Annotated in this window: 17 protein-coding genes; 12 read left to right on the forward strand and 5 right to left on the reverse strand. The window is 71.0% G+C overall.

Going from position 1 to position 14,766, the window contains the following annotated elements:
- Positions 1–206: 206 nt before the first annotated feature.
- The 5 genes from nrfD to JL106_RS09530 all read right to left on the reverse strand — a co-directional run bounded on the left by nrfD (position 207) and on the right by JL106_RS09530 (position 7,910).
- Positions 207–1,289: an NrfD/PsrC family molybdoenzyme membrane anchor subunit gene (gene nrfD / locus JL106_RS09505; RefSeq protein ID WP_236007317.1), complete on the reverse strand. Its 1,083-nt coding sequence runs from the start codon at positions 1,287–1,289 to the stop codon at positions 207–209.
- Positions 1,286–2,323 carry a 4Fe-4S dicluster domain-containing protein gene (locus JL106_RS09510; RefSeq protein ID WP_205260476.1) on the reverse strand — a complete coding sequence of 346 codons (1,038 nt, stop codon included), beginning with the start codon at positions 2,321–2,323 and terminating at the stop codon, positions 1,286–1,288. The genes nrfD and JL106_RS09510 overlap by 4 nt, the downstream gene beginning before the upstream one ends.
- Positions 2,316–5,759 (reverse strand): formate dehydrogenase, encoded by a 3,444-nt coding sequence (gene fdh, locus JL106_RS09515; RefSeq protein WP_236007319.1) that lies wholly within the window; start codon positions 5,757–5,759, stop codon positions 2,316–2,318. The genes JL106_RS09510 and fdh overlap by 8 nt, the downstream gene beginning before the upstream one ends.
- Before the next feature lie 107 nt (positions 5,760–5,866).
- Entirely contained in the window at positions 5,867–6,424 is a 558-nt protein-coding gene (locus JL106_RS09525) for a ferritin (protein WP_205260479.1), read from the reverse strand.
- Between the two features lie 157 nt (positions 6,425–6,581).
- Positions 6,582–7,910 (reverse strand): NRAMP family divalent metal transporter, encoded by a 1,329-nt coding sequence (locus JL106_RS09530; RefSeq protein WP_328841909.1) that lies wholly within the window; start codon positions 7,908–7,910, stop codon positions 6,582–6,584.
- Between the two features lie 537 nt (positions 7,911–8,447).
- Here JL106_RS09530 and rpsJ point away from each other — a divergent pair.
- The 12 genes from rpsJ to rplN all read left to right on the forward strand — a co-directional run bounded on the left by rpsJ (position 8,448) and on the right by rplN (position 14,744).
- Positions 8,448–8,753: a 30S ribosomal protein S10 gene (gene rpsJ, locus JL106_RS09535; protein ID WP_003938093.1), complete on the forward strand. Its 306-nt coding sequence runs from the start codon at positions 8,448–8,450 to the stop codon at positions 8,751–8,753.
- 166 nt (positions 8,754–8,919) lie between these two features.
- Entirely contained in the window at positions 8,920–9,585 is a 666-nt protein-coding gene (rplC, locus tag JL106_RS09540; protein ID WP_205260519.1) for a 50S ribosomal protein L3, read from the forward strand.
- Between the two features lie 2 nt (positions 9,586–9,587).
- Positions 9,588–10,262, forward strand: a complete 675-nt coding sequence (gene rplD, locus JL106_RS09545; protein ID WP_205260480.1) for a 50S ribosomal protein L4 — start codon at positions 9,588–9,590, stop codon at positions 10,260–10,262.
- Positions 10,259–10,555, forward strand: a complete 297-nt coding sequence (gene rplW / locus JL106_RS09550) for a 50S ribosomal protein L23 (protein ID WP_205260481.1) — start codon at positions 10,259–10,261, stop codon at positions 10,553–10,555. The genes rplD and rplW overlap by 4 nt, the downstream gene beginning before the upstream one ends.
- A gap of 24 nt (positions 10,556–10,579) precedes the next feature.
- Positions 10,580–11,419, forward strand: coding sequence for a 50S ribosomal protein L2 (rplB, locus tag JL106_RS09555; protein WP_205260482.1), 840 nt, complete (start codon positions 10,580–10,582; stop codon positions 11,417–11,419).
- 12 nt (positions 11,420–11,431) lie between these two features.
- The gene (rpsS, locus tag JL106_RS09560) at positions 11,432–11,713 is read left to right on the forward strand and encodes a 30S ribosomal protein S19 (RefSeq protein ID WP_205260483.1); all 282 of its coding nucleotides are present in this window, start codon (positions 11,432–11,434) and stop codon (positions 11,711–11,713) included.
- 22 nt (positions 11,714–11,735) lie between these two features.
- The gene (gene rplV, locus JL106_RS09565; protein WP_205260484.1) at positions 11,736–12,131 is read left to right on the forward strand and encodes a 50S ribosomal protein L22; all 396 of its coding nucleotides are present in this window, start codon (positions 11,736–11,738) and stop codon (positions 12,129–12,131) included.
- Entirely contained in the window at positions 12,131–12,973 is an 843-nt protein-coding gene (gene rpsC / locus JL106_RS09570) for a 30S ribosomal protein S3 (protein WP_205260485.1), read from the forward strand. The genes rplV and rpsC overlap by 1 nt, the downstream gene beginning before the upstream one ends.
- 3 nt (positions 12,974–12,976) lie before the next feature.
- Positions 12,977–13,396, forward strand: coding sequence for a 50S ribosomal protein L16 (gene rplP / locus JL106_RS09575; protein ID WP_205260486.1), 420 nt, complete (start codon positions 12,977–12,979; stop codon positions 13,394–13,396).
- Complete coding sequence (gene rpmC / locus JL106_RS09580) at positions 13,396–13,641, forward strand: 50S ribosomal protein L29 (protein WP_205260487.1); 246 nt, start codon at positions 13,396–13,398, stop codon at positions 13,639–13,641. The genes rplP and rpmC overlap by 1 nt, the downstream gene beginning before the upstream one ends.
- Positions 13,638–13,934 (forward strand): 30S ribosomal protein S17, encoded by a 297-nt coding sequence (gene rpsQ / locus JL106_RS09585; protein ID WP_205260488.1) that lies wholly within the window; start codon positions 13,638–13,640, stop codon positions 13,932–13,934. Before rpmC ends, rpsQ begins: the two co-directional genes overlap by 4 nt.
- 441 nt (positions 13,935–14,375) lie before the next feature.
- The gene (rplN, locus tag JL106_RS09590) at positions 14,376–14,744 is read left to right on the forward strand and encodes a 50S ribosomal protein L14 (RefSeq protein ID WP_205260489.1); all 369 of its coding nucleotides are present in this window, start codon (positions 14,376–14,378) and stop codon (positions 14,742–14,744) included.
- Positions 14,745–14,766 lie beyond the last annotated feature (22 nt).

The raw sequence follows: 14,766 nt of genomic DNA on the forward strand, positions 1-14,766 counted from the left end.
CGCGGTCGCCCCGCCGTCAGCGGGCCGTGCCTCGGGATCAGGCCAGTTCCGCCCGGACCCGCTGCAGCCGCTCGATGGTGGCCTGCAGCTCCGCGTCCAGCGCGAGCAGCGCCGGTTCCTCCCGGTGCCGGGACCATTGACAACCATGTGGTCACCACAGGGTCAAGGGCACCGCCCGGAATTTCCGCCGAGCCGGCGGAGCAGGATCAGCCGGACCCGGCCGCGCGGCGCCGGTCCAGCCGCTCCCGCTGCGGCACCACCGTGTACTTCGGGTCGCGGGCCGAGGCCTGCCCGGCCTCGAACACGGCGAACCGGGTGCAGGCCGATCCGGCCAGCAGCGCCACGCCCGACGCCGCGCTCGCCAGCCGGCCCCGCCGGCCCGGCAGCAGCGCGGAGACGACGGCCCCGACGGTGCCGGCCACGGTGCACGCCGTGGCCGCCCGCATCAGCCGGCCGGCGGTGCCGGTGTGCAACGGCTCGGCGGTGATGCCCATCGAGCGTTCCATCCGCCGCTCGGCCACCAGCTCGAGCAGGACGCCCCCCGCGGCGAGCCGGCGGGCCGGGCCGCTGTCGGCCGACGACGCGGTGATCAGGCCCAGCCCGCCGGAAGCCGCCGCCGCGGAGCCGACGAAGACGAACGGCAGTTCGCGGTGCGCCTCGTGCCAGGACGGGGTGGCGGTGTCGGTGAGCAGCACGGCGGTGTAGGACGCGACGGCCGGTGCGATGAGGGCGGCGGCGATCCCGGTCGGCCGGGCCAGCGCGCCGAGCAGGCCGGACGCCCAGCCCAGCGGCAGCGGACCGAGCCGGGCGGGCAGCAGGCCCCGCAGTTCAGCGGCGCCGGCGGCGCCGGCCATCGGCCCGTAGGCGGTCAGGATCCAGGTGCCCACCGACATCGGGGACGTCGGCTTGGCCACCCGGAGCATGTTCAGGAACCGCTCCGGTCGGCCCAGGTCGTGCACCAGGGCGTACAGGCTGCCGGAGATGGCGGCCAGCGCGGCCAGCCGGCCGCCGCGGCGCAGCGACGCCCGGCCGGACAGGTCGGCCCCGGCGGCCAGCAGCGAGGAGCCGGCCGCCACCCCGCCCAGGAAGAGGTAGGCCGGGATGTCCGCCTCCCACGGGGACGCCTTGACCACCGGTCGCCCGTAGTACGACGTGAACTCGACGTCCGGCACCACCTGGTTGTCCGGGTTGCCGCGCCGCCGCCGGCCGCGCCGGGCGGGCGGTCGGTCGCCGGAACCCGCTGCGGCAGCGACGATCCCGTCGGAGTCGGGGGTGGTGGGCCGGGTCATCGGCGACGGCCCAGGAAGGCGACGGCCGCGCCGGCCAGCAGGGCACCGGCGGCCGTGGCGGCGGTGCGCCACATGGACGGCAGGTCCCGGGTGGTCACCACCGGGTCGGGCGGCAGTCCGTACACCTCGGGTTCGTCCAGCAGCAGGAAGAACGCCCCGGCCCCGCCGACGCCGTCCTCCGGGTCCTCGCCGTAGAGCCGGGCCTCGGGCACACCGGCCTCGTGCAGCGTGGCCAGGCGGACGGCGGCCCGCTCGCGCAGCTCGTCGACGTCCCCGAACTGGATCGACTCGGTGGGGCAGGCCTGCGCGCAGGCGGGGGTGTGCCCGGCGCCGAGCCGGTCATAGCAGAGCGTGCACTTCTGCGCGATGCCCACGTTCCGGGTCTGCTCGTCGCCCACCCGGCGGTCGATGACCCCGAACGGGCAGGCCGGGACGCAGTAGCCGCAGCCGTTGCAGATGTCGTCCTGCACGACCACGGTGCCGAACTCGGTGCGGAACAGCGCCCCGGTGGGGCACACGTCCAGGCAGGCCGCGTGCGTGCAGTGCTTGCACACGTCCGAGGACATCAGCCATCTGAAATCGGTCCGAGGACGTTCGTCTTTCCGGTCGGCCCGCTGCCCGGGCAGCTGGAACCCGGGCATCCCGAGGTCGACCGCCTCGGTGTCGGTGCCGAGCTGGCTCCGGTCGCCGGTCATCGCGGTGTCCGCGGCCCGGTTCACCGCGTCGGACGCCGACGGCCCGACCGGGAACAGCGGCAGGTTGAGGTCCTGGCCACCGGCCCGCTTCGGCTGCTCGATGAAGGCGACATGCCGCCAGGTGCTCGCGCCCAGGGCGCCGGTGTTGTCGTAGGAGGAGCCCAACATGGACAACCCGGCTGCTTGATCTGCGGGGACCAGGTTCCACTCCTTGCACGCCACCTCGCAGGCCTTGCAGCCGATGCACACCGAGGTGTCGGTGAAGAAGCCCTTGCGCGGCGGTGCGTCGTCCCAGCCGGCGCCGGACGCCGGGTCGCGCGGGCCGAGCAGGTCACTCATCGCTGGTGTGCTCCTTCGCTCGCACCTCGGCGACCGCCGCGGCGCCGCCGCCGGAGGTCGGATCGCCGCTGCGCACCTCGTTGCCGGTCAGGATGGTCACCCCGGCCCGGCGCCGGTGGGCGTCGACGTGCTCGAGCAGCGCCGGTCCGGTCGGCCGTCGTCCCGGCCGGATGTCGCAGGAGGCCACCTTGCTCTCCTGGATGTGCACGTTCGCGTCCAGCGTGACCCCGAACAGGTCGTTGGCCGCGTCCCCGCTGACCAGGGCGTCGCCGCCCACCCCCCAGTGGTACGGCAGACCCACCTGGTGGATCACCCTGCCGCCCACCCGCAGCGGCACCACCCGGTCGGTGACCAGCACCCGCGCCTCGATCGCCGTGCGCGCGCTGGTGATGGTGGCCCAGCCCAGGTGCTCCAGGCCGCGTTCGGCGGCCAGCTCGGGGGAGACCTCGCAGAAGAACTCGGGCTGCAGCTCGGCCAGGTACGGCAGCCATCGGCTCATCCCGCCCGCGGTGTGGTGCTCGGTGAGCCGGTAGGTGGTGAAGACGTAGGGGTAGACCTCGCTGCCCGCCTCGTCGCCGGACGGGTTCTGCAGGTTGTCCTCCCGGCGGAAGACCTGCCGGGTCGGGTTGGCCTGCTGCCGGTACAGCGGATTGCTGACCGGGGACTCCTGCGGTTCGTAGTGGGCCGGCATCGGGCCGTCCAGCAGCCCGGTCGGCGCGAACAGCCAACCCTTGCCGTCCGCCTGCATGACGAACGGGTCGTCGCCGGCCAGGCCGTCGGGGCCGCCGACGCCGGGCTCCGGCCGGTACGACGGGGCCTTGTCGGCCACGAAGTCGGGGACGTCGTGCCCGGTCCACCTCCCGGCCTCCTCGTCCCACCACACGTAGGCCTTGCGCTCGCTCCATGGCCGGCCCTGTGGATCGGCCGACGCCCGGTTGTAGAGGGTGCGCCGGTTGGCCGGCCAGGCCCAGCCCCATTCCGGCGCCACCCAGTGCTGGTCGCGGCCGGGCTTGCGGCGATCGGCCTGGTTGACGCCGTCGGCGTAGACGCCGGTGTAGATCCAGCAGCCACCGGACGTGGCGCCATCGGCGGTCATCTCGGTGTAGGACGAGAGCGGTCGCCCGGCCCGCTCCCCGGTCAGGTGGTACCCGTTGATCTCGCGCAGCACGGCATCGGCGGACACCTCGCCGTGCTCGTCGAGCGGGTAATCCCAGGTCAGGTCGAGCACCGGCCGGTCCCGCGGCAGGGTCGAGCCGGCCAGCCGTTCGCGGATCTTGCGGCCCAGTTCGAAGAAGAACTGCAGCTCGCTGCGACAGTCGCCCGGCGGTTCGACCGCCTTGTGCCGCCACTGCAGCATCCGGTGGGTCTGGGTGAACGTGCCCTCCTTCTCGACGTGCGTGGCCGCGGGCAGGAAGAACACCTCGGTCCCGATGTCCTCGGTGCGCAGCTCACCCGTCTCGATCTCAGGGGAGTCCTTCCAGAACGTCGCCGTCTCGATCAGGTTGAGGTCCCGCACCACCAACCAGTCCAGGTGGGCCAGGGCGAGCCGCTGCATCTTGCCGTGGGCCGAGCCGACCGCCGGGTTCTGACCGAGCACGAAGTAGCCCTCGATCGTGTCCTCGAGCATGTCCATCACGGTCCGGTAGGTGCCGTGGTCGCCGGTGAGCCGGGGGAGATGGTCGAAGCAGAAGTCGTTCTCGGCGGTGGCGGCGTCACCCCACCAGGCCTTGAGCAGGCTGACGGTGTACGCGTCGGCAGCGGTCCAGAAGCCCTTCTGGTCGGGCGAGGAAATGGTGGCCAGGTAGTCCGGCAGGGTGCCGTGCGCATCGACGGTGGGCATGGGCAGGTATCCGGGCAGCAGGTTGAACAGGGTCGGGATGTCGGTCGAGCCCTGGATGCTGGCGTGCCCGCGCAACGCCATGATCCCGCCGCCCGGCCGGCCCATGTTGCCCAGCAGCAGCTGGATGATCGCCGCGCCGCGGATGTACTGGATGCCGACCGTGTGATGGGTCCAGCCCACCGAGTACACCCAGGCGGTGGTCCGCTCCCGGCCGCTGTTGGCGGTGACCGCCTCGCAGACCTTGGCGAACTGCTCCGGCGGCACCCCGCAGACCTGCTCGACCAGTTCCGGGGTGTACCGGGCGTAGTGCCGCTTGAGCACCTGGAAGACGCAGCGCGGATGCTGCAGCGTCTCGTCCCGGTGCATCCCGGACAGTCCCATGTCCGCGCCGTGGCCACCCAGCTCGTGGCCCGCGCCGCGCTGCTTCTCCGACTGCTCGCTCTCGCCCGAGTCGCCCCCGGCACCCCGGTCCGAGTTCTCCAGGGTCTCCTCCTCACCCGCCCCGGCCGAGGACTGCGCACCCACCCCGTCGTAGTTCCAGGAACTGGTGTCGTAGGTCCCGGTCTCCGGGTCATACCCCGAGAAGACGCCGTCCAGGTCGTCCACGTCCTGGAAGTCCTCGCGCAGGATGACGGCCGCGTTCGTGTAGGCCTTCACGTACTCCTCGAACCACGCGCCGGTGGACAGGATGTGGTTGACGATGGCGCCGAGGAACACGATGTCGCTGCCCGCCCGCAACGGGACGTGCAGGTCCGCCACGGCCGAGGTGCGGGTGTACCGCGGATCCACGTGGATGACCGTGGCGCCGCGCTGCTTGGCCTCCATCACCCACTGGAAGCCCACCGGGTGGCACTCGGCCATGTTGGAGCCCTGGATGACGATGCAGTCAGCGAACTGCAGGTCCTGCAGGAAACCGGTGGCACCGCCACGGCCGAACGAGGCCCCCAGACTGGGGACGGTGGCGCTGTGTCAAATGCGGGCCTGGTTCTCGATCTGCACCGCACCGATGGCGGTGAACAGCTTCTTGATCAGGTAGTTCTCTTCGTTGTCGAGGGTGGCGCCACCGAGCCCGGCCAGGCCCAGGGTCCGGTTCAGCCGGCGACCCTGCTCGTCGGTGTCCTGCCAGGTGCGGGCCCGAGTGGCTACCACCCGGTCGGCGATCATGTCGGTCGCCACGTCGACGTCCAGGGACTCCCACTCGGTGCCGCCCGGCCGCCGGTACAGCACCGCCGTCTGCCGCTTCGGGCTGTTCACCAGGTTCTCGCTGGCCGCGCCCTTGGGGCACAGCCGGCCACGGGAGACCGGGGAGTCCGGGTCACCCTCGATCTGGACGACCTTCTCGTCCTTGACGTACACCCGCTGCCCGCAGCCCACCGCGCAGTACGGGCAGACGCTGCGGACCACCCGGTCGGCGGTCTCGGTGCGGGCGGTGAGCCCGGCGGTGCGTTCGGACACCGAGGCGCTGCCGCGGCCGAGGGGATCGGACCCGGTGAGCTGGCGCACCACCGGCCAGTTCAGCAGGGTCCGCCGGAGTCGGCCGCCGCGCGCGCGATCGTCCTGACCCGGACCGGAGGCGGGGGTCGGCGACGCGGCCATGCGGAACTCCCTCCGGCAGGGCTGGGCGGGCGCGGTGAGGGTGGTGCGGCGGACTCCCTGCACGGTAGCCCGCCGCACCGACGCTCACACCGCCCGGGCAGAGCCGGCTACAGCGCGCCGCCGGCGGCCGGGGGAGCGGACGGGTCGTCGTCGGTGTCGTGCTGGGTCTCCCGGGCCACGAAGTTCTCGATGTCGAAGGTGTTGCTGGTGCGGTCCGCGATGGTCAGCAGGGTGGTCATCGAGGCCACCTCCTCGACCTGCTCCTTGAGGAACCAGAGCATGAACTGCTCGCCCAGGGCGTCGCCCTCGGCGCGGGCGGCGGCGAACAGCGCCTTGATCTGGTCGGTGACGCGCTGCTCCTGGGCCAGGGCCAGGGCGATCGGGTCGCGCAGCTGCCGGAAGTCGTTCTCCACGGCCGGGATCGGCGGGATGGTGATGGGCAGGTCCCGGTCCAGCCGGTACTGCACCAGCATCATCGCGTGGTTCCGCTCCTCGACGGACTGCCGGTAGAAGTAGTGCGCGAGCCGGGGCAGGTCCTGGGCGTCGAACCACACGGCCACGGCCGCGTACTGGTGCGAGGCGTGGAACTCGTGTCCGATCTGCTCGGTCAGCAGCTCGTCGAATCCGGACGGCGTGGCGGTGGCGGTGCTCGGAGCGTCGGTCATGGACGTCCTTCCTCTCGGGTGGTGCCGCCGGCGGATCGGCGGCCGGATCACTGCGGATCTGCGGATCTGCGGATCTGCGGACGTGCGGGGCGGTGGGGCGGTCGGCGGGCCGGACGGGGGACAGTCCATCCGGCGCGAGGTGCGGCGTCAGGCGTGATCAACTGCCACCGCCGACGATGCCGCCGACGGCCGAGTACACCCCGAACAGCACGGTGGCGGCGATGATGACGCCGATGAGCGCGCCGTACCAGCCGCGCAGGCTGTACGGCTCCGGCAACGCCCGGCGGGCCAGCAGGTACAGGAAGCCCAGCACCACCGGCAGCAGCAGGGCGTTCATCACCTGCACGAACAGGTTGAGGTCGATGAGGTTGACGCCGGACAGCACGATGACCGCGCCGACCGCCAGCACCGCGCCGAACACCACGGAGAACCACGGCGCCTCCCTGGGCCGGGCCTCGAGGGTCCGCCGGTAGCCGGCCACCTCACCCAGGCCCCAAGCTGCGGTCAGACTGGCCACGATCGCGGCGACGAGGGCGGCGCCGACCATGCCGAGGGAGAACAGCACCCGACCGGCCGTGTCGCCCAGGTGCGGGGTGATGGCGTCGGAGATCTGCTCGACAGTGTCCAGATCGACCGACTGCTCGCCGTCGGCCCAGAGGGTCGCCGCGGTGGTCACCAGCATGGCCACCATGACCAGCTGGGTCACCACTGCGCCGATGCCGGTGTCCAGGCGGGACATGCGCAGATGGTCGACCCCGAGCCCTTTTTCGACCACCGCGGACTGCTGGTAGAAGATCATCCACGGCATCACGACCGCACCGATGTTCGCCGCGACCAGGAACTGGTATCGGTTGTCGCCGATCGGGAACGAGGCCAGGCCGTCGGTGATCTGGGCGGGGTCCGGGTCGGCCATCACCATGGTCACCAGGAAGACCAGCTCGAACAGGCCGATGCCGATGGCCACCCGCTCCACTCGGCGGTAGCTCCCGGTCACCACCATGAGGACGAGGAAGAGCACCACCGCGCCGGTGCTGACCGGGGCCGGGATGCCCCACATCAGGCCGACACCGGCGATGCCGCTCATCTCCGAGACGATCGCGCCGGCGCAGGCCACCACCAGCGTGGACACCGACAGCCAGGCCCAGCCGCGGCCGAAGACGTCGCGGATGAGCTCGCCGTGTCCCTTCCCGGTGACCAGGCCGAGCCGGACGGTCAGCTCCTGCACCACGAAGACGATGGGGATCAGGATCAGCTGCGCCGACAGCAGGGTGTAGCCCCACTGCGCCCCGCTCTGCGCCGCGGTGATCAGGCTGCCGGCGTCGGTGTCGGCCAGCATCACGGCCAGACCGGGGCCGGCCACGGCCAGGTAGGCGGCCAGCCGGCCCCGCCGTCGGCCGGGCGCCGGGCGCCCACCCCGGGCCCGCCTCCGGTCCCGTCCCGCCGGCCGCGCCGCCGTCCCGCCCCGGTGTTCGAGCGTCTCGTCCACGGTTCCCCTTCCCCCCGCACGAAGGGTAACCTCACCTAACTGATCGTGATCATGGCGCCCGCCACATCCAGCCGCGACCGCGGATCCCGGCGCCGGGTTGAAACCGCCGCGTCGCATCAGGCATACTTCTCGGGTTGCCCGTTGCGGGTCTGGGCTTCGCTGTGCCTCCGTCGGTCCTCCGGATCGGAGTGGGGTGGGTGGAGCGGGCCGGGAACGAGCGACGATGAACGAGACGAATGCGCTCCCTGCGAGCGTGTCCGGTCGTGTGCTCCGGCGGAAGCCGGGGCGGACGCATGCGGTCCGTGGCGACACGCCCGACCGCGTGGACCGGAGCTCCTCATGCACAGATGAACAGCGGATGCGCGCGCCCGGCCTCCCGGGCACCGGCGGATCACGGTGTCGTCCTGCTGCTGCGGGAGCTCGGTGACCGGCCGCACTCGCGTTCGGCAGTTCGGCGCCCGCCTCCGGCGGACGCCACGGGACCCGTCGGGGCCCCGGTCAGTGACCAGCAGCACGAGGCAGAGAAGGACGGCAAGCGTGGCGGGACAGAAGATCCGCATCAGGCTCAAGGCCTACGACCACGAGGCGATCGACGCATCCGCGCGCAAGATCGTGGAGACGGTGACCCGGACCGGGGCCCGTGTGGTCGGCCCGGTGCCGCTGCCCACGGAGAAGAACGTGTACTGCGTCATCCGCTCGCCGCACAAGTACAAGGACTCGCGCGAGCACTTCGAGATGCGGACGCACAAGCGACTGATCGACATCCTCGATCCGACGCCCAAGACGGTCGACGCCCTCATGCGCATCGATCTGCCGGCCTCGGTCGACGTCAACATCCAGTAGGGCACACCCGCCCGCCAGCGGGCCGCGCCGGGCTCGACAGGGTCCGGCCGCAGCCGCGTGGGCGGGGTCCCGGCAGGTCGGCGGACGACCGGCACCAAGGCCGTTGCCGGACCGATCCGCAGGGACAGCCGGCCGCATCAGCATCGAGGAGATGGGTAGTTCAATCATGGCGAATGCGATCAAGGGGATCCTGGGGCACAAGCTCGGGATGACCCAGGTGTTCGACGAAGCCAACCGGGTCGTGCCGGTGACCGTCGTCGCCGCAGGACCGGTCGTGGTCACCGCCGTGCGCACTGTCGAGACGGACGGCTACAACGCCGTCCAGCTCGCCTTCGGCCAGATCGACCCGCGCAAGGTGACCAAGCCGGAGGCCGGGCACTTCGCGAAGGCCGGCGTCACCCCGCGCCGGTACGTTGCCGAGCTGCGCACCGAGGACGTCAGCGGTTTCGAGGTCGGCCAGGAGCTGACCGCGGAGCAGGTCTTCGACGCCGGTGTGATCGTCGACGTGACCGGCACCAGCAAGGGCAAGGGCACCGCCGGTGTCATGAAGCGGCACGGCTTCGCTGGTCTGGGCGCCGCCCACGGCGTGCAGCGCAAGCACCGCTCGCCCGGTTCGATCGGTGGCTGCTCCACCCCGGGCCGTGTCTTCAAGGGCCTGCGCATGGCCGGCCGGATGGGCGCCGCGAAGGTCACCACGCAGAACCTGACCGTCCACGCGGTGGACGCCGACAAGGGTCTGGTGCTCATCAAGGGCGCCGTCCCCGGCCCGAAGGGCGGCGTCGTGTTCATCAAGTCCGCCGTCAAGCACGTCCAGTCCGGGAAGGACGCCTGACCATGACCACCGTCACCGTTCACTCGCCGGCCGGCGAGACCGCGGGCAGCGTCGAGCTGCCGGCGGAGATCTTCGACGTCCAGGCCAACGTGCCGCTGATGCACCAGGTCGTCGTGGCCCAGCTGGCGGCCGCCCGGCAGGGCACCCACAAGACCAAGACCCGGGGTGAGGTCTCCGGCGGCGGCAAGAAGCCGTACCGGCAGAAGGGGACCGGCCGCGCCCGTCAGGGCTCGACCCGGGCGCCGCAGTTCGCCGGTGGTGGCACCGTCCACGGGCCGGTGCCGCACGACTACGTGCAGCGGACCCCCAAGAAGATGAAGGCCGCCGCGCTGCGGGGCGCGCTGTCCGACCGGGCCCGCTCCGGCGCCGTGCACGTGCTGTCCACCGTCGTCGACGGCGACAAGCCCAGCACCAAGGCCGCCCTCAAGGCGCTGTCGGCCGTCACCTCGGCCCGCAACGTCCTGGTCGTGCTGACCACCGAGGACGAGATCGGGTTCCTGAGCCTGCGCAACGAGCCGACCGTGCACATCCTGCGGGCCGACCAGCTGAACACCTACGACGTGCTGACCAGCGACGACGTGGTGTTCACCGAGGGTGCGCTGCAGGAGTTCCTGGCCCGGACCACCGGTGCCACCGCCAGCACCACCGTCCAGCTCGACAAGGAGGCCAGCGAATGATCGCCGACCCGCGCGACATCATCCTGCGGCCGGTCGTCTCGGAGAAGAGCTACGGCCTGCTCGAGTCCGGCAGCTACACCTTCGAGGTGCACCCGGACGCCAACAAGACCCAGGTCAAGATCGCCATCGAGCAGATCTTCGACGGGGTCACGGTGGTGTCGGTGAACACGCTGAACCGGCAGGGCAAGCGCAAGCGCACCCGCACCGGCTACGGCCAGCGCAAGTCGACCAAGCGCGCGATCGTCACGCTGTCCGCGGACAGCAAGGCGATCGAGATCTTCTCGGGCGCCTGAGCCAGGACGAGGGACTGAACCAGAATGGGTATTCGCAAGTACAAGCCGACGACCCCGGGTCGTCGTGGCGCCTCGGTCGCCGACTTCTCCGAGGTCACCCGTGACTTCCCGGAGAAGTCGCTGGTCCTGCCGCTGCACAACAAGGGCGGCCGCAACGTCCACGGTCGGGTCACCGCTCGGCACCAGGGCGGCGGGCACAAACGCGCCTTCCGGGTGATCGACTTCAAGCGGGCCGACAAGGACGGCGTGCCGGCCAAGGTCGCGCACATCGAGTACGACCCGAACCGCACCGCGCGCATCGCGCTGCTGCACTTCGCGGACGGGGAGAAGCGCTACATCATCGCGCCGAACCGGCTGAACCAGGGCGACCCGATCGAGACCGGTCCGGGCGCCGACATCAAGCCGGGCAACAACCTGCCGCTGCGCAACATCCCGGTCGGCACCGTGGTGCACGCCATCGAGCTGCGGCCCGGCGGCGGCGCCAAGATCGCCCGCTCGGCCGGTGCCAAGGTCCAGCTGGTGGCCAAGGACGGCCCGTACGCGCAGCTGCGCATGCCGTCCGGCGAGATCCGCAACGTGGACGTGCGCTGCCGCGCCACGATCGGTGAGGTCGGCAACGCCGAGCAGGCCAACATCAACTGGGGCAAGGCCGGCCGCATGCGCTGGAAGGGCAAGCGCCCGACCGTCCGTGGTGTGGCCATGAACCCGGTCGACCACCCGCACGGTGGTGGCGAGGGCAAGACCTCCGGTGGCCGTCACCCGGTGAACCCGGCGGGCAAGCCCGAGGGCCGCACCCGCCGGCCGAACAAGGCCAGCGATCAGCTGATCGTCCGTCGTCGTCGCAAGTCCGGGAAGAAGCGGTAAGGGTAAGAAGACATGCCTCGTTCTCTGAAGAAGGGTCCGTTCATCGACGACCACCTGCTCAAGAAGGTGGACGCGGCGAACGACAAGAACTCCAAGGCCGTCATCAAGACCTGGTCGCGGCGCTCGACGATCATCCCCGACATGCTCGGCCACACCATCGCGGTGCACGACGGTCGCAAGCACGTGCCGGTGTTCGTCACCGAGTCGATGGTCGGGCACAAGCTGGGCGAGTTCGCGCCCACCCGGACCTTCAAGGGTCACATCAAGGAAGACCGCCGCTCGCGGCGGGGCTGAGCAGGGGAAGGAACACACGCTGATGAACGCCAAGCAGGCGGCCGGAGCCGACGAGCTCCAGACGGCCCGTGCGCAGGCCAAGCACGTGCGGACCACCCCGATGAAGGCCCGTCGCGTCGTCGACCTCATCCGGGGTCGTTCGGTCGCGGACGCCGCCGCCATCCTGAAGTTCTCGCCGCAGGCCGCGAGCGAGCCGGTGGCCAAGCTGCTGGCCTCCGCCGTCGCCAACGCCGAGAACAACCACGGACTGGATCCGCAGACGCTCGTGGTGCAGACCGCGTTCGTCGACGAGGGCCCGACCCTCAAGCGGTTCCAGCCCCGGGCACAGGGCCGGGCCTTCCGCATCCGCAAGCGCACCAGCCACATCACCCTGGTCGTGGCCCCGGCCACCACGGGTGCGAAGGGAGGGACCCGCTGATGGGTCAGAAGATCAACCCGCACGGGTTCCGCCTGGGGATCACCACCGACTGGAGCTCCCGCTGGTACGCGGACAAGTCGTACTCGGACTACGTGAACGAGGACGTCCAGATCCGCAAGCTCATGTCCAAGGGCATGGAGCGGGCCGGCATCTCCAAGGTGGAGATCGAGCGCACCCGTGACCGGGTCCGCGTCGACATCCACACCGCCCGTCCGGGCATCGTCATCGGTCGCCGTGGCGCCGAGGCCGATCGCATCCGTGGCGCGCTGGAGAAGCTGACCGGCAAGCAGGTCCAGCTGAACATCCTCGAGGTCCGCAACCCCGAGTCGGATGCCCAGCTGGTCGCGCAGGGTGTCGCCGAGCAGCTGTCCAACCGGGTCAGCTTCCGTCGCGCGATGCGCAAGTCGATGCAGTCCGCGCTGCGCTCGCCGCAGGTCAAGGGCATCCGGGTGCAGTGCTCCGGTCGCCTGGGCGGCGCCGAGATGAGCCGGTCGGAGTTCTACCGCGAGGGCCGGGTGCCGCTGCACACGCTGCGCGCCGACATCGACTACGGCTTCTTCGAGGCCAAGACCACCTTCGGTCGCATCGGTGTCAAGGTCTGGATCTACAAGGGCGACAAGTCGGGCTCGCTGGCCGAGCAGAAGGCCGCCGAGGCCGCTGCCGCGCAGCGTTCCGGCGGGGGCCGGGACAGCCGTGGCGGTCGCGATGATCGTGGCGACCGTCGTCCGCCGCGTCGCTCCGGATCCTCGGGCACCACCCCGACGTCCACCGACGCCGGTCGCGCCGCGGCCTCCGCGGGTGCCGAGCAGGCGTCGAACGCACCTTCGAACCCGGAGAGCTGAGCCATGCTCATCCCCCGCAGAGTCAAGCACCGCAAGCAGCACCGGCCCACCCGGACCGGCATGGCCTCCGGTGGCACCCAGGTGACCTTCGGTGACTACGGCATCCAGGCGCTGGAGCCGGCGTACGTGACCAACCGGCAGATCGAGTCGGCCCGTATCGCCATCAACCGGCACATCCGTCGTGGCGGCAAGGTCTGGATCAACATCTATCCCGACCGCCCGCTCACCAAGAAGCCGGCCGAGACCCGCATGGGTTCCGGCAAGGGTTCGCCGGAGTGGTGGGTGGCCAACATCAAGCCCGGCCGGGTGCTCTTCGAGATGAGCTACCCGACCGAGGCCGTGGCCCGCGAGGCGCTCCGCCGCGCGATCCACAAGCTGCCCATGAAGTGTCGGATCGTCACCCGGGAAGGCGGTGAGTCGTGATGGCGAGTGGAACTGCGAACGAGCTGCGCGAGCTGGGCGCCGATGAGCTGGTCCTCCGGCTCCGCGAGGCCAAGGCCGAGCTGTTCAACCTGCGCTTCCAGATGGCCACCGGGCAGATGGACAACAACCGGCGGCTGCGCACCATCAAGCACGACATCGCCCGGATCTACACCGTCATGCGCGAGCGCGAGCTCGGCCTGTCGGTCGGTCCGGACGGCACCAGCGGCACGGAGGTCCCGGCATGAGCGAGTCCGAGAACACGACTGCGACCGGAGCGCCGGCCCCCGAGCGGGGTGAGCGCAAGCTCCGCGAGGGCCTGGTCGTCTCCGACAAGATGGAGAAGACCATCGTCGTCGAGCTGGAGGACCGGGTGAAGCACCCGCGTTACTCCAAGGTCATCCGGCGCACCACCAAGGTGAAGGCGCACGACGAGGCCGGCGTGGCCGGCATCGGCGACCGCGTGCTGCTGGCCGAGACCCGGCCGCTGTCGGCCACCAAGCGGTGGCGACTGGTCGAGGTCCTCGAGAAGGCCCAGTGACCCGAGCCCGACGGCTCGATCTGCTGTGAACGGCGCAGGCCCTCGTTCCCCACTCCGGTGAACGGGGGCCTGCGGCGTCCCCGGGCGCCGTGCTCGGTGGAGCGCGGATTGCCCCGTCGTCGCTGATCAGGTACAGTCGATGGCTGGTGTCAGGAGACCTGGTGTGCGCGAGCACCCGGGCGTCCTCTCGACACCTGATTGGCCTGGTGGGGTCGGAAATCCCGCCAGGGCTCCGCAGTTCTCCCAGCCGTTCGGGCGTTCGCGTCGCGACGGCGGCGCCCGACCCGGATCCCGGGTCACGGACAAGAGCGAAAAGTCGGGCCCCGTGTCCGAACTTCCTCTTGTCCTTTCGCGTGTGCACGGCCCGCCGGTCCGCCGGCCGGCGGTGCGTGGCGGGGGAGCGGCGGAACCAGACACAGTTGAGCAGAAGGTTGGACTGCTGTGATTCAGCAAGAGTCCCGGCTCCGAGTCGCCGACAACACCGGCGCCAAGGAGATCCTGTGCATCCGGGTGCTCGGTGGCTCCGCCCGCCGGTACGCGGGGATCGGCGACATCATCGTCGCCACTGTCAAGGACGCCATCCCCGGCGCCGGCGTGAAGAAGGGCGATGTGGTCAAGGCCGTCATCGTCCGCACCACCAAGGAGCGTCGTCGTCAGGACGGCAGCTACATCAAGTTCGACGAGAACGCCGCGGTCTTGCTCCGCAACGACGGCGACCCGCGTGGCACCCGCATCTTCGGGCCCGTCGGCCGCGAGCTCCGCGACAAGCGCTACATGAAGATCATCTCGCTGGCCCCGGAGGTGTTGTGACCATGGCGAACAGCGATCGCAA

The sequence above is a fragment of the Nakamurella leprariae genome (assembly GCF_016918035.1).
GTDB lineage: Bacteria > Actinomycetota > Actinomycetes > Mycobacteriales > Nakamurellaceae > Nakamurella > Nakamurella leprariae.